Source organism: Mucilaginibacter lappiensis, from assembly GCF_050433765.1.
GTDB lineage: Bacteria > Bacteroidota > Bacteroidia > Sphingobacteriales > Sphingobacteriaceae > Mucilaginibacter > Mucilaginibacter lappiensis_A.
In genome coordinates, this window is the sequence record NZ_JBNPWP010000001.1 from 607,226 (window position 1) to 622,297 (window position 15,072).

Below are 15,072 nucleotides of genomic sequence, written 5' to 3' on the forward strand. Positions count from 1 at the left end.
AACTTTATTCGGTCTGAGCATCGGCTTTAAGTTTGTAAGTCATAGCCGGTACTTCGTTTGAATAGCTTTTTTGATTGGATGCTTGTTGTGCCTTACTAAGGTAATAATATTTTAACCAGGTGTTTTTTAGCGCCATTTTAGCAATGTTCCATCCCTCTTTACCATCTAAAAAACCCAATAAAAACACATAGGTTTTTACAAAATGGAATACAGGGGCTATGTATAGTTTTACAAAGCCTGCCTTTTTACCGCTTTGTAAATATTTTAAGGCGCTTAGCTGCGCATAATGAATGATTTTAGCCTCATGTTCCTGCGCGTTTTTAACTGAATAATGGTGCAGGTGGCCATTCAGTTTTTTTACACGTACATTTTGCGGAAGTATTAATATTTCATGTACAGGGGGCTCAGACCATTTAACACAGGTACGGTTAAATAAACGAATATGGTGATCGCGGCCCCAATTGCCAAAGTTTATTGGTTTATCACCGTAATATGCTTTAAATGGTATATCATATACCGTATTGCTGTCATCAAGCTTCAATTCAGTTATTGATGTTAGCAGGGCGGTATCTGGTATTTCGTCGGCATCAATACTTAATATCCAATTATACCGTGCAAGTGCAATACCCTTATTTTTATTGGCACCATAACCATCCCAGTTTTTCTGGTACACGCGGCAGCCATTTTCAATAGCTATGTTTAATGTTTGGTCGGTACTGTCATTATCAACTATAATGATATCATCAGTGATCTGCTTGAGCATAAAAATACTTCGGCTAATCATTTCGGCCTCGTTTTTAGTAATGATAACAACAGAAACTGGAACCATGTATAATTAAATTAATTTATCAGTTATTCGCAAGGTTAAGGCCGATCACAACGGCACAAAAAATTGAACATCTATTATTATATCGTTGATTTATAGCAAAGGGTTGCCCGTAACTAAAAACTATTTGTCTTTTTATTTTAATATTTTGAACTATAATCTGAATAATTACGAAAGCGGTTTAGAGGATTGTTATTTTATCTATTTTTATAGAAGGATCAGTCAATTTATATATGGAAAGGTCAACATCTATATTATCAGTCACTTACATGGTTTGTGCAATAGGTACATCAATCGGCAGAATTGCCGGTGAGGCCAGAAATCATTTGAACTGATCTGGTTAATTCCCGAAATAAAAATGAAAACGAAAATAAGAGCCATCATAACAGGAGCTACCGGAATGGTAGGTGAGAGGGTAATGTACGAATGTTTACAGCACCCCGATGTGGAAGCTGTTTTGGTGATCAATCGAAAACCCTGCGGTGTTGTTCATCCAAAACTCAAAGAAGTTGTTCATCGTGACTTTTTTAACCTTTCTGATATCGAAAGCGAGCTATCGGGTTATAACGCTTGCTATTTCTGCTTAGGGGTTTCGTCTGTTGGCATGAAGGCAGATGAGTATTTTAGGCTAACCTACACGCTAACCATGCATGTAGCCGAAACCCTGAGTAAATTAAATCCCGAAATGACATTTTGTTACATTTCGGGAGCGGGGACCGATAGCAATGAAAAAGGCAATGGCTGGGCCAGTGTAAAAGGGAAAACAGAGAACGATCTGATGAAGCTTTCCTTCAAACAAGTGTTTGCATTTCGCCCTGGTTTTATTAAACCCATAAAGGGATTATCACATACACACAGTTATTATAAATACATTAACTGGATGTTCCCTATTGGCCGTGCTTTATATCCCACCGGATTTTGTACGCTGCAAGAATTAGCGCTGGCTATGATCAATGTGACTAATCGGGGTTATAGTAAAAAGGTTGTGGATGGAAAGGATATTATTTTACTCGCTAAAGCCCAGTAAAGTTTTTCATCTGTTAAGTAATTATCTCTTTAGTAATAATAAAGAAAGCCCCTTGTACTGAGTGCAAGGGGCTTTGTTATTACTGTGATAACATGATTATTTTGGCTTCAAAGAAGATGAGTTAATGTTCCAGCTAATACCAAGCGCAACACCTGTGGATTTAAGATCTACACGACCGTTCCCAATTCCTGTAAGCGGAAGCTTAACATAAGGTTGTATTACTGTACTAAATTTAGAGTTGATTTTACGCTCATAAGTGGCATTAATATTAAGCACACCAAGCCAATGTTTGTTACGGTTATCTATCTGGATATCATATGAAGGTAACCCACTTTCATACGCATAATCAAAACGATAATTCTCCCTTAGCATAATGTACGATGACAATCCCGTACCAAGTGCAAAGGCATTTTTACCTTTTGAGTAAAACCGGTAATTAACATTTATCGGTATATCCAAAACCTTGCAATTAGCCGCTACGTTTGTTGGCAAGTCGGCTACTGCCTTACCTTGCCAAAGTGCTGAATTGTATTGACCGCCACTTGCCTCATAAGGCTTAATTGCATAGGCTGCACCCGTAGATACACTGAATTTTTTTGACAGGTGTACTGCAACCTGTAAGCCAAAATTTGTACCTACCTGGTTTCTGTTAAACGAATTAACAGCATTAATATCAGGTGCTGCCAATATACTTAGCGTAAAACGCGGCCCGGTCCTTAATATCGGCTTAATTGAAGCTTTTTCTGCTTTCTCTTTTTTTACTTGCTGAACAGGTGCTGTTACGTTAGTAGCAGCTGTATCTGGTTGCGTGGTTACTGCCAGGTTATTTTGTGTTTGGTTCTCGGTTGATGCTATTTTTGAAGGATCAACTATATTATTACTTTTATTAATAGCGCTATCATTATTAGTTAAATTATCCTTTGACGTTTTAGCTATTGCCGATGGTGTTTCTGTTGCCTGTTGTTTTACATTACCAGGAAAATAACGGCCATTCCGGTTAGCAGGTAAGGATGATCCCGATCTGTTTTCCTGACTGTGCACACTATTACTACCCAAACTTTCATTCCCAGCCGGAAGATGCGAAATTGAATCTTTAAATGGCTTATTGGTTTGGTCGTTATTATCTTGAGGTTTAGCTTTGCTTTTAGAATATAATTTTTTTTGTGCCGAATCTGTTTTGTCGTCTTTATTAAAGAAAAATAGTCCAATAGCAAGCAGTAAGATAGCCGCTATAGCTGATGCATAATAGATACGCCTCATCATGACTACTCTTTTGCTGGGTTTATTATCCAGCAGCCGTTCCATAGAAGTCCAATCCTCCTCACGAAAAGCAATATGATCTTCAGAGCCGGATAACCCGTCTTTGAATAGCTGATCTAATTTATTTTCGTTTTTCGCCTTCATCTCATTATTAATTCAATCAAATATGACATTCCAATACTGATAGCACTTATGGCAACAATTTTATGCATAGAGTTTTCAGAATTGTTATCCGGGAGTCGTCCGGAATTTATTACCATAATTTTTAATTTTTCCCTCGCTTTAAACAGGTTTGATTTTGATGTTCCGGTACTGATATTCAGTTTGGATGCAATCTCATCGTGCGAGAACCCCTCAATAGCAAATAAATTAAATACCGTGCGGTAAGCATTGGGCAGTTGCTGTATCATACCTAACAGATCGTCATAGTTAAGTTTTTGATCGGGCAGATCATTATGACCAATTTCTTCTGCAACTTCCAGGTCATCAGTAAGCGATAGCTTCAAGTTACTTCTGTAATAGTCTACCGAGGTATTCATCATTATACGGCCAACCCATGCAATAAAAGGCCGGTCGGTATCATATTTATGCAAATTAGTGAACACTTTTAAAAAACCCTGGTTCATAATTTCCGAAGCCTCATAACGGTTACCCGCATAACGCAGACAAATACTCATAGCAAACCCATAAAACGCTTTATAAAGCATTTTTTGATCTTTTCTGCTATGCTGCAAACAGCCGGCAATTAATTGTTGAAGTTCCGCTTCTCCCATATAAAGGGGCTAATGGGTTAAAGTTTATCGCTATTTATTTTATTTATAGTCATCACGTTAGCTAATATTAAAAGGTTGCCCGGATTTTTTATTTTTTTTTAATAAAAGCTAAAAATCAATCAAGAAAGATAACTATTAGTAGATGGATTAAAAACGGCAAATATAAGTGTTAACCATGAATTTATTACGGTGATGTTATTAATAAAAATCATAGCAGCGGCGTGATCCGGCAAATTTACGATAGGTATCTGAGCGGGATGGAAGGGTGGTTTCGTACCCGATGCTTCCTTCGGATGAGCCGCTTGTGTTACTGTAATTTAAGCCCCCGGCAGGTGCATCATGACTTACGCCTAAACGTAATTTTTCGCCTCCATCTCTATTAATAAACAGATCAAATATAAGTGAAACCACAACCGCACCCGGCCCGCCTGACCCACTTGTACGATACCACAAACCTGCGTTGATGCTTTTACGTTTAAATTGCAGTCCTGCATTTACTGATTGTGCGCTTGCCTGTTTATATAAAATAACTGAGGGGATCAGGAATGATTTTTCATCCTCATCAAGATTCGCGTCAGGGTTAAGGTCCAGGCGATAGCTCATATGGGCTGTGCCACGCATCGGTAATTTGGCTGGTGTACCTGTAAATGATTCATTTGGCCGGTTAACGTGCTGTAATGCACCGCCAATATTAAAACTGCTCACGGCAAGGTTAATTCCTAATCCGGCATCAAAATAAAACCTGTTATCAAAAAGCGGTGGTTCTGCAGATGTTGGTGTACCCGGTATATAACCAAACTGCGGATCTATCTGATCGCTAAACACCAGCCTGCTATAATTAACCGAGCGGTTGGTGATACCCGCTTGTAAACCAAACGATAATACAAAATCATCAGAACCAACACTGTAAGAATACACTCCTGCAATATTGTTTTTTACAAGCCCTGCAGCACCTTCGCTTCCACGGGTAAATATCAACCCAATACCTCCGCCAAATTGCGGTATATTATAATCAATAGATGCGGTAACGTAATTAAATCCACCAGGTACCGATGTAAACTGATTACGGTAGATCAGGTTCATACGCAGATCGCCCTGAAACTGCCCGTTCAAAGCCGGATTAAGATATACCGGCGAATTAAAAAACTGTGAATACATGTGGTCCTGGGCAAATATTTGCGGGCCCATGAGCAGCAATACAAAAAATAAAATATACCTCTTTGTCAAATTATGCATTTGCTACCTTATTAAATTTATTGTTCCCGTTCTTTTAGGCAATGAGTTATTATAGGTCATGCCTTTCCACTCGGTACCATTTATAAATGTTGCAGAAGCCTGCCAAATGTAAACCCCCTGTTGTACAGGTGTGCCTTTAAATGTGCCATCCCATCCGTCGCCATCAACCGGGGTTCCTTTTGGGTCTGCTAATTTTGAGGTTTCCCACATCAGTTGTCCGTAGTTATTATATATCTGCAAATGCCAGCTTTTAATCCCCGAGCCTTTAGCTGTAAATTTTTGAAGCTCAGTAGTGCCACTGGTTGGCATAAAAGCATTAGGTAGATAAAGCTGACCTGGTATGCCAGTAATCCGTACTTTGTGTATAATGGTACTGTCGCAACCTCCTTTGGTGGTTGTAAGTGTAACTTTATAAATACCTGTATCCCTGTAAGTATGTTCCGGGTTTTGATTGTTTGATGTTTGTCCGTCTCCAAAGTCCCATTTCCATCCGTTGGCCCCGCCCGTGGTTTGATCTACAAATGAGAAACGGTAATTAGGTATGTTGATCACTGAATCTGGTTTGGCCGAAAATGCAGTAAAAGGCGGCGGATTAACCGTGATCAGCGCATTTTTACGCAATGTAGCTGTACATGATGTAGCCAAATTGGTAACTACAAGTGTAACCGTATAAGATGAATTACTATACGTATATAAGTGAGCCGGAGGGTTTTGTACTAATGCGTGCAGGCTTCCATCTCCAAAATCCCAGTCATAACTGTAGGAACTGGCCTGTGTATTTCCGTCAGGTGCCTGGGTTTCATTATTAAAGGTGACTAATAAGTTTTTACATCCCGTAGTGGCATCGGCCGAAAAGTTAGGTATGGGTAGTGGATATACTTCAACTACATTCAGTGTTTTATCTGATTCTACTTGCGAGCAATTGTTGGCCGCGCTTATGGATACATAAAAAGTACCCGGTTGGGTAAATGTATAAGGTAGGATGGTACCCAACGGACCGGCATCCTTGTGGTCAATTGCATTCCCATCTTTATCATATATGTTATAGATAAACTTTTCGCCGCCGGTAGAAGCATTTACAAAACTGGTGGAAAAAGGATAGCAGCCCTTATTCTGATTATCTTTTATAAACGTAATGGCCTCAAAAGTTGGTGGTGATACTGTTATGGGCCATTCAATACTTTTCTGAGTGTTATTACAAAATCCCTCGGCTACCATATATAACTTGTACTGTTTGGTAGTGGTTGGGTTTAAAGCATTAAAAACAGCCGCACTTTTATCCGTTAAAATAATAGATTGAACCAGATCGGTCCCGTCATATAAATAATAAGTATAACTTTTATTAGTCCCCGGCGATTTATTATCAACCGTTAGTACATATGGGGCACAAGCGGTTAGCTGCCCTGGTTTAATGAGTGCTACTGGTAATTGAGGTCTTACAGTTATGGTTACAGGTGATGCCGAAACTACGCCGCATGCATTTGTTAACAGGAGGTTTACCGTATAAATTTTATCCTTACCATCAGGATCGGGTTCAAAAGTATGTAGCGGGTTAATTTCGGCTGATGTGGTATTATCGCCAAAATCCCAGGTAAAGCTACTGTTTGCTATTGGCGACGATGTATTGTTGAATTGTACGGTTACAGGTCCGCAACCCTCTGTTATATTAGCGGTAAAGCTTGCTGTTATTTGATTTGGCGCAACAGGAACCGTTAGTACGAAACTATTACCATTACAATTGCCCCCAATAGCTTGAATTACATAAGTAACTACACCTGCATTTTTAGCGTCGGTATTGGTAAGAATGTCATTTATGACAGTGCCGCTGCCGCTTGATGCGTAGCCCGTTATAAATGCTGATGTTTTGGCGGGGTCAACCGTCCATGAAAAGTTACTGTTAGGTTTTAACGCATCTATATGGTAATTAACGGCGGTGCCAGAGCATACTGTAGCAGCAACCGAAGGGCTTGTGATTGAATTTTGTGGTTCAATAGTTACAGTAACAGTACTTATTACTTTATCACAAGGTGCGGGCAACGATGTGGTGCCCGTTAAAACAATAGTTGCTGTTCCGGCAGCAATTTCGGCCGCCGAAGGGGAGTAGCTTGTAGATAGTGCATCGGGAGCGCCAAACGTACCTGCCCCAGACCAATGTTGTGAGATTATAGTACCGTTTTTAACCTCTCCTCTAACTATCACGTCTGCTCCTGCGCATATATTAGCTTGATCGGCAGTAGCGGTAAGCGTTGGCGACACCTGGAAATTTAAATGCTGGGTTGCCGTAGCCGGGGCACCACAGCCATTCTTTGCTACAACCGTAATTGCATAGTTAGCCGCGTCTTTAAATAATATTTGAGGGTATTGCGAGTTAGCTGTTGTCCCGCCGGTAAACTCAAAAGCTCCACCTGTTACCGTCCATACATAGGAATCTGGTTTCAGCTCGCCAATGCCCGTTAAAGTAGTGCGGGTAATGCCTGGGGAGTTATTAAATTTAAATGTTTGATTAATGCCGCATATTGAAGCATCACCAGATAATTGAGCTACCGGAACATCATCTACAGTTATAATTTGTTCCGCACCCGTAACCGGGCCGCAGCTTTTTGTATTTATTACCAGCTTAAGCTTGTAAACGCCTGCTTTGGTAAAAACAAAATGTGGTTCGGCACTGGTAGCATCTGTATTATCAGCAAAATTAACCGGAGCCGGACCAGAAACCAACCATGAAAAAGTATTCGACACATCGCAATTGGCATCAATTACTGAAGTATTGGCAGGTATTAAGGTCAAGGGGCCACAACCAGTTTTTACAGGGAAATTAAATATAGGCTTAGGCGGGTTTTGAATACATATATCTGTTGAAACACTGGTCGGCACGCATGATCCGGCCGGGTTTTGCATTACAAGCCTAACAGTATGTTTCCCAGCTGTACTGAATGTATAAACAAATGGTTGAGTTGCGCCGTAGTTTTGCGCTTTGGGGTTTGGGTCACCGTCTACATACCAGGCGTATAAAGCATTAGGGTTAATACAACTGCTTGAGTTTGTGCTGGGGTCTTCACCGGGGTAAGATGCATTATTAAACGTGACCGGAGTATTAACGCAGGCGGCATCTACACTTACAAATTTATTTACAGGAGGGGCTATAACCTTTGCATAAGTAGTTACCGGTGTACCTACACTGCCGCAATAAGTACTCGCTGGCTGCAGATCCACCTCAAAAACATTCTTTTTTCCGTTGATATTATTTCCGCAGGATGACTCGGCATAGGTATGAGTTACTTTACCACCTTGTGCTATAATATCACAAAGCGCCAGCTTACTGGAAGCACCGTCGCCCCATTTTATATTATAAATAATACCAGGATAATTATTTTGTATACCGGTTGCCGATGTTATATCAACATTAAAAGTTAAAGCACCCCCATTAGCTAAACAAATTGTAGTACTACCAGTAACACCAAAACTGGTATTTACAACATTATTCAAAAGCAGGAATGATTTTGTGCCTATAATACCATTACTGACTGCCTTAACAGTAACTGTGTAGTTTGCAGCTTTTGCATTAAATAGGGTACTGGGCGAAAGCGTGGCTGTACCGCCTTCTGCCGTTTGCGCCAGATCATTAAAAAATGTAACTGTTGCTGACGCCCCTGACGAGGACTCATTCAAAAAAGTATATGCGGTTGTTCCGTTTGCTTTACCATTACACGTACCAAACACTTCCGGATATTGCGGATTAATGATCTGTGAGCTTAAACCGGCTACAACACCTGTTGCGCTATTGATGGCAAAGGCCGTTGAGGTTGTGCTCGTAACTACAGGAGCTGTTGAAATAACCCTTACTTTATAACCGCTGCCGGCAGGTGTTCCTGCGGGAATGGTGCCGTTTATAAACGTAGCATAAAAACCGCTTATACTGCCTATCTCTTTTTGTGCACCAAAATTGCCGTTGGCGTCAGACAGATAAAGCCTATATGCATTAGTTGTAGACAAACAACCTGAAGTAACATCAACTTTTATAGGTATACCAATAGTTGAACCCTGACCATAAGGGCCGGCATCAACACTTCCAATGGTAATGGTTTGTGCCGTAACAACCAAAGTCAATAAGTTAAAAATTATTAAAAAAAATAATTTTTTAGAAAGGTTTATGTCCATTAAGCATCAATTTCGCTATCATCACTTGTTTCTTAATTCATTTGTTATAAACTTGGGGGTAAAACAAGTGTTAATCACAATCAGCAACCAGAGGGCTTGATTGCCTTTCCCGCACACACTTATACGCAACATTTATCGCGTGGTTACAAAAAAAGAGGAAATAGAGCCATTAATTAACCCAATGGAAATTCAAAGGAAGTAAGTGGATATGGAAATTGTTAACCGAAAAATAAATAAGCCACAAATATGGCGGCTATTACACCCGCCAGATCGGCTATTAAGCCAGCAGGTATGGCATAACGTGATCTTTTAATGCCTACAGACCCAAAGTAAAGCGCTACTATATAAAAGGTTGTATCTGCCGAACCATTAAATATACAGCCCAAACGACCGGCAAAACTATCAACACCAAAGGTTTGCATCGTGCTTATCATCATGCCCTTTGATCCTGATCCGCTCAGAGGTTTCATATAAGCTACAGGCATGGCATCAACAAAACGTGTATCCATATTAAACTGAACGCATACCCATCGCAGTCCATCGTTCATATAATCCAAAGCGCCACAACTGCGAAAAACACTGATGCCTACCAGCATGGCCACTAAGTAGGGAATGATCTTTATTGAGGTTTCGAATCCGCTTTTGGCACCTTCAATAAAAACGTCAAATACATTTATCTTTTTAATCAGTCCGCCTAAAATAAACAGAACAGGTATGGTAAATAGCAAAAGGTTACTGGCTATTGTTGAAACCGTGCTGATTTGCCCTTTGGTAAGGTAATGGGTAAAGCACCAAACCAACAAAGTTATAAAGGCAGTTAAGCTGCCCAGCCAGGTAATGATCACCCTATCAAACAGGTTTATTTTTTGTTTGATAGCTACAACAAGCAAACCAACTACGGTGGCTACATAAGTTGCTATAATGCAGGGTATAAATACATCGGTAGGGTTGGCTGCGTTTAATATGGCTCGTTGTGCTATTATAGTTACTGGTAATAATTGCAAGCCCGATGTATGCAGTACCAAAAACATGATCTGAGCATTTGAAGCCGACTCTTTATCAGGGTTTAATTCCTGTAAGCTCCCCATAGCTTTTAACCCTAATGGCGTGGCTGCATTATCAAGTCCCAGTAAATTGGCCGAAAAATTCATCAGCATTTGTCCTGTAGCCGGGTGGTCTCTGGGCACTTCAGGAAATAACCTGCTAAAAAAAGGCCCTACAATACGCGACAGAAAACGAATAGCGCCGGCCTTTTCACCAATATTAAGTATACCCAGCCAAAAAGCCATAGCTCCAACCAGCGGCAGAGCTATATCCATTACAGACGATTTGGAAGAGCTGAAAATGCCATCAACCAATAGCTTAAAAGCCTCTGTATCGCCGAAAAAAATTAGTTTTATCAATGCAACTACAAAGGCGATCAGAAAAAATGCTATCCAGATATAATTAAGGGCCATTAGGTATGTTTAAGGCGTTGAAGTTAATGGTTTTGTTATTTAATATGAAATAACAATCTTTAAATACTATTTAAGTGGCTATAAAATGAATGATACTATAATACTCCTTACTAATACTGTTAATGATTTCCTGGCGATAAGATCGCAACCAGTTAACTGGGATACCAGGCCATTGCCCGGCAAATGGTCAAATAAAGAAATCATTGGCCATTTGATAGATAGCGCCCAGATAAACCTGCAACGGTTTATACGCTGTACTTATGAAGAGGGTTTTAAACTAACTTACGAACAGGATGCATGGGTAGTGGTACAACGTTACCAGGATACCGATATTAATGACCTGCTTGATCTGTGGACTTTGCTTAACAGGCAGATCATCAGGGTACTTGAAAATTATCCGGCGGATAGGCTTAACACCCGTTGCAATATCAGCAAGCAGGAGCCAAATCTGCAAACGGTTGAATGGTTGGCAAATGATTATGTAGAACATTTAAAACATCACTTAAAACAGATAAAATAATGGCTGGGTATTCGGGCACACCTCTTGCAAAAAAGTTGGGCATTAAATCTGCTTTCAGGGTTAAGCTGATTAACGCACCCGATAACTATATGGAACTGTTTACAGATATACCTGCTGAATTGTACTTTGAAGACGATGAGGTATCAAAAAAAGATCTTATACACTTTTTTACCAGGCAAAAAGATGAATTATTAACCAGGCTCACTATACTTAAAGCCCAGATTAAACCCGATGGGATGATATGGGTATCGTGGCCCAAGAAAGCATCTAAAGTAATTACTGATATAACAGAGGATATAATAAGAAACCATGCCCTAAGAATAGGTTTGGTTGATATTAAGGTTTGCGCTATTGATGAAACATGGTCGGGCCTAAAATTGGTAATACCTGTAAAGGACAGAAAAGCATCAGTTTAAGATCATTTTTATTAAAAACTGCACAAACCAGGCTTGCTTATTTTACTAACCGCATACAAATACATAACTTAGCATTAATAATATATTTAATATGCCTAATAAGATAGAACTTAAACGTGTACATGGTGATTTTGGGTTTGAAGCAGTTGATGCCCAAGGCCATACCGTAAAAATGGATAGCAGCCCCGAAAGCGGTGGCCAGGATTTTGGTGTACGCCCTATGCAAATGCTTTTAATGGGCCTTGCCGGATGCTCTGCCATTGATGTGATCAGCATCCTGAAAAAACAACGTCAGGAAGTAAAAGATTATAAAATGGTAGTTAACGGCGAACGCGAAGCTGGTAAGGAGCCTTCTTTGTGGCAAAATATTGAAATTGAATTTCATTTATACGGTGATATTGATGAAGATAAAGCCGCCCGTGCTGTTGAACTTTCATTAAATAAATATTGCTCAGTAGCCGCCACATTAGGTAAAGCTGGTGCAGATATTAAATCGAAGGTTTTTGTACATGCTGCTGTAACCCAATAGCAGTATTAGCCTATTTTTATGACAAGCAGGGATGTACCTATAAAAACGATACACCTTTTCCCGGTTTTGGATCAATTGCTTATTGAGCTGCTTAAATCCTTATCACCCGAAGATTGGGACAAACCGACATTAGCCAAATTATGGACTGTTAAAGATATTGCAGCCCATCTTTTGGATGGGAATATGCGTACCATATCATCAAAACAGCAGTTTACCGGCGAAACCCCATCAAGCATCAGTAACTATCAGGATCTTGTTAATTATCTTAATGAGCTAAATGCAACCTGGGTAAAGGCCATGAAAAGGGTAAGCCCTGCCTTGCTTGTACAGTTATTGGAGATAACCGGAAAGCAATATGCTGAGCACATGGCATCGTTAGATCCATTTGCCAGGGCAATATTTTCAGTGGCATGGGCAGGAGAGGAGCAATCAGTCAACTGGTTTCACATTGCCAGGGAGTACACTGAAAGGTGGCATCACCAACAGCAAATACGCGAGGCCGTAAACAAACCGGGTATCATGCATCAGGAACTATTTTATCCCTGTATAGCTACCTTCATGTATGCCTTACCCCATACTTACCGTAATGTAAATGCCGATGTGGGTACCCTGATTGAAATAATTGTTTTGGGTGAAACTACTGGCAACTGGTATCTGCAAAAAAGCATGGAGAATTGGGTGCTAACAACAAATAATGATAAACCTGCAGATTGTGTGGTAAGTATAAGCACAGATACCGCCTGGAAACTTTTCACAAAAGGTATAACCCCCAACCTTGCTTTACAAAATTCAACGCTGAAAGGCAATATTAAATTGGGCGAGAAAATATTCGAGGCAGTGGCTGTTATGGCCTGATAGTTAGATATATTATTTAATGTATATGTGTTTTAATATTACACAAAATGATATTAAATATTTATTGATTAGCGTAAAGTTAATCAATGAAAAAATCAACAAAAAGTTCAAATTTCATCTAAATTTCATCTTTATTGTTTCTTAGGCTTTGAAAATAATGTACTTATAGTTAATTATTGTATTGAGTAATATAAGTCCAAAATAACTTTTTAATACACAACTGTACTATTTTCAACTCATTTACTATTTGGTGCAAAAAGTTAATAAGTAGTACATGCTACCCGTTAAAACACGGGTTTTTACCACATCATACCTCAGCGCTTAAACGATGCTCTATCAATCATTTATGTTAATTTTTTAACCTTAATATCTATAAAATTGATGAAATTTTAACATGCGTGGTTGTTAAAATTAAATTTGGATGGCATTAATGTTGCCTGTTGTGGTTACGGTTTACTGAACAATAAACCTATAATTAAACACAACAATATGAAATCAAATTTAAAAAAAACCACCCTGCTCCTAACAGGACTTATGGTAGGTGGTAAATTATTTGCTCAAACTCCCGACACTACAGCTAATGATTATGTAAAACCATTTTCTGGTGGCAGTAACTTTCGCACCTGGTCAATAGGTGTTCATGGCGGTATGTTAACGCCTTACACCATTTTTGGTACCAATGGCAGGCAGGATTTTAAAAACCCAACCGAACAAGTAGGCTATGGTGTTTATATTAAAAACCAAATATTGCCATCATTAGGTATCCAGGCCGATTTCCTGAGAGGTAAAGTAAAAGGCAATAATAGTCAGCCTGATGCAGCCGGTAATATGGTTTATAGCCAGTATACTACTAATATTAACTGGTCGGCGGCGCTAAGTGCCAACATTACATTGGCCAACATCAACTGGCGTCATGACAAACCATTTATTCAGCCTTATTTAACAGTAGGTGCAGGTACCATGAACTATACGCCTAAAATTACCACACCGGGCGGCCAGGAAACCAATTTTAAAACTGATGGTAAAGCTTCAATAAACGAAATATTTATTCCTCTGGGGCTTGGTTTGAAATTTGACATTGCTCCGGGTGTAAACCTTGATTTAGGTTATGCGGTTAATTTTGTACAATCTGATAACTTTGATGGTTTTAACCATGGATCAACCAACGACAGGTTCTCTTATGCACACGTAGGATTAGAGTTTGCTTTGGGCGGCCGTAAAAAGCCTCAAATGGCAACGCATAACCCGGTATCATCCATGCGTAAAGAATACTTATGGGAAAATCAACAAACCAAAACTTTACTACAACAACAAATTGATGCAGAAAAAGCTAAAAACGACCAGTTAAGAAATGATTTGAACACTACTAATGCAAACCTTGCCAAATTAACAACAGATAGCGACGGCGATGGCGTGGTTGACGTTAATGATAAATGTCCGAACACACCGGCAGGAACAAAGGTGGATGGATCAGGTTGCCCGCTTGCTAAACCAGTTGTTTATGTAACTGAAGAGGATAAGAAAGTTGTTAAGGATGCCATCAAGAACCTTGAATTTGATTTAGGTAAATCAACCATCCGTGCACACTCTTTACCAAGTTTAGATAGGGTAGCTCAACTACTTGTTGACAAAAACTTTAGCCTTAAATTAGCAGGACATACTGATAATACAGGCTCTAAAGATCTGAACATGAGGTTATCAAAAGACCGCGCAGAATCAATAAAAGCTTACTTGGTAAGTAAAGGTGCTAATGCATCACGTATTGAAGCTACCGGTTACGGTCAAAATCAGCCAATTGCAACAAACAAAACTGCAGCAGGCCGTCAGGCAAACCGCAGGGTTGAGTTCACTTTATATTAATAGTATTTTTCCCCAAAAGAAAATCTATATAAAACAACAAAGCCACTCAATTGAGTGGCTTTGTTGTTTTACTATATGCTTGCCATGATACTTTTTTCTTTCTCTCATGCTGAACGCAGTGAAGCATCCATTCTACAATATGCATAGCTCATTAA

Annotated in this window: 12 protein-coding genes; 6 read left to right on the plus strand and 6 right to left on the minus strand. The window is 39.5% G+C overall.

Annotation, left to right across the window (positions count from 1 at the left end; all coding sequences use genetic code 11):
• Positions 1-4: 4 nt before the first annotated feature.
• On the minus strand, positions 5-829 hold the full coding sequence (locus M2273_RS02595; protein WP_429392622.1) for a glycosyltransferase family 2 protein: 825 nt from the start codon (positions 827-829) through the stop codon (positions 5-7).
• Positions 830-1,184: 355 nt separating this feature from the next.
• On the opposite strand from M2273_RS02595, the gene M2273_RS02600 reads away from it, so the two are divergent.
• Positions 1,185-1,853 (plus strand): NAD-dependent epimerase/dehydratase family protein, encoded by a 669-nt coding sequence (locus M2273_RS02600; RefSeq protein ID WP_429392625.1) that lies wholly within the window; start codon positions 1,185-1,187, stop codon positions 1,851-1,853.
• 96 nt (positions 1,854-1,949) lie between these two features.
• Here M2273_RS02600 and M2273_RS02605 read toward each other — a convergent pair whose 3' ends face one another.
• The 5 genes from M2273_RS02605 to M2273_RS02625 all read right to left on the minus strand — a co-directional run bounded on the left by M2273_RS02605 (position 1,950) and on the right by M2273_RS02625 (position 10,737).
• Complete coding sequence (locus M2273_RS02605; protein WP_429392627.1) at positions 1,950-3,257, minus strand: hypothetical protein; 1,308 nt, start codon at positions 3,255-3,257, stop codon at positions 1,950-1,952.
• Positions 3,254-3,886, minus strand: coding sequence for an RNA polymerase sigma factor (locus M2273_RS02610; protein WP_429392628.1), 633 nt, complete (start codon positions 3,884-3,886; stop codon positions 3,254-3,256). Before M2273_RS02610 ends, M2273_RS02605 begins: the two co-directional genes overlap by 4 nt.
• Positions 3,887-4,084: 198 nt before the next feature.
• Entirely contained in the window at positions 4,085-5,122 is a 1,038-nt protein-coding gene (locus M2273_RS02615) for a PorP/SprF family type IX secretion system membrane protein (RefSeq protein WP_429392630.1), read from the minus strand.
• Positions 5,123-5,125: 3 nt separating this feature from the next.
• On the minus strand, positions 5,126-9,229 hold the full coding sequence (locus M2273_RS02620) for a PKD domain-containing protein (protein WP_429392633.1): 4,104 nt from the start codon (positions 9,227-9,229) through the stop codon (positions 5,126-5,128).
• A gap of 269 nt (positions 9,230-9,498) precedes the next feature.
• Positions 9,499-10,737 (minus strand): nucleoside recognition domain-containing protein, encoded by a 1,239-nt coding sequence (locus tag M2273_RS02625; RefSeq protein WP_429392636.1) that lies wholly within the window; start codon positions 10,735-10,737, stop codon positions 9,499-9,501.
• Between the two features lie 85 nt (positions 10,738-10,822).
• Between M2273_RS02625 and M2273_RS02630 the strand changes: the two genes are divergently transcribed.
• From M2273_RS02630 to M2273_RS02650, 5 genes are all read left to right on the plus strand, one after another.
• Positions 10,823-11,257: a DinB family protein gene (locus M2273_RS02630; RefSeq protein WP_429392638.1), complete on the plus strand. Its 435-nt coding sequence runs from the start codon at positions 10,823-10,825 to the stop codon at positions 11,255-11,257.
• The gene (locus M2273_RS02635) at positions 11,257-11,673 is read left to right on the plus strand and encodes a DUF3052 family protein (RefSeq protein WP_429392640.1); all 417 of its coding nucleotides are present in this window, start codon (positions 11,257-11,259) and stop codon (positions 11,671-11,673) included. Before M2273_RS02630 ends, M2273_RS02635 begins: the two co-directional genes overlap by 1 nt.
• A 91-nt stretch (positions 11,674-11,764) precedes the next feature.
• Complete coding sequence (locus M2273_RS02640; RefSeq protein ID WP_429392643.1) at positions 11,765-12,202, plus strand: OsmC family protein; 438 nt, start codon at positions 11,765-11,767, stop codon at positions 12,200-12,202.
• An 18-nt stretch (positions 12,203-12,220) separates the two neighbouring features.
• Positions 12,221-13,057 carry a maleylpyruvate isomerase N-terminal domain-containing protein gene (locus M2273_RS02645; protein WP_429392645.1) on the plus strand — a complete coding sequence of 279 codons (837 nt, stop codon included), beginning with the start codon at positions 12,221-12,223 and terminating at the stop codon, positions 13,055-13,057.
• A 489-nt stretch (positions 13,058-13,546) separates the two neighbouring features.
• Complete coding sequence (locus tag M2273_RS02650) at positions 13,547-14,917, plus strand: OmpA family protein (protein WP_429392648.1); 1,371 nt, start codon at positions 13,547-13,549, stop codon at positions 14,915-14,917.
• Positions 14,918-15,072: the final 155 nt, after the last annotated feature.

Excerpts from the sequence above, each read along its gene's own strand:
- M2273_RS02640 (WP_429392643.1), top strand. The coding sequence starts at position 11,765 with ATGCCTAATAAGATAGAACTTAAACGTGTACATGGTGATTTTGGGTTT.
- M2273_RS02615 (WP_429392630.1), bottom strand. The coding sequence starts at position 5,122 with ATGCATAATTTGACAAAGAGGTATATTTTATTTTTTGTATTGCTGCTC.
- M2273_RS02635 (WP_429392640.1), top strand. The coding sequence starts at position 11,257 with ATGGCTGGGTATTCGGGCACACCTCTTGCAAAAAAGTTGGGCATTAAA.
- M2273_RS02625 (WP_429392636.1), bottom strand. The coding sequence starts at position 10,737 with ATGGCCCTTAATTATATCTGGATAGCATTTTTTCTGATCGCCTTTGTA.
- M2273_RS02645 (WP_429392645.1), top strand. The coding sequence starts at position 12,221 with ATGACAAGCAGGGATGTACCTATAAAAACGATACACCTTTTCCCGGTT.
- M2273_RS02595 (WP_429392622.1), bottom strand. The coding sequence starts at position 829 with ATGGTTCCAGTTTCTGTTGTTATCATTACTAAAAACGAGGCCGAAATG.
- M2273_RS02610 (WP_429392628.1), bottom strand. The coding sequence starts at position 3,886 with ATGGGAGAAGCGGAACTTCAACAATTAATTGCCGGCTGTTTGCAGCAT.
- M2273_RS02605 (WP_429392627.1), bottom strand. The coding sequence starts at position 3,257 with ATGAAGGCGAAAAACGAAAATAAATTAGATCAGCTATTCAAAGACGGG.
- M2273_RS02650 (WP_429392648.1), top strand. The coding sequence starts at position 13,547 with ATGAAATCAAATTTAAAAAAAACCACCCTGCTCCTAACAGGACTTATG.
- M2273_RS02600 (WP_429392625.1), top strand. The coding sequence starts at position 1,185 with ATGAAAACGAAAATAAGAGCCATCATAACAGGAGCTACCGGAATGGTA.
- M2273_RS02630 (WP_429392638.1), top strand. The coding sequence starts at position 10,823 with ATGAATGATACTATAATACTCCTTACTAATACTGTTAATGATTTCCTG.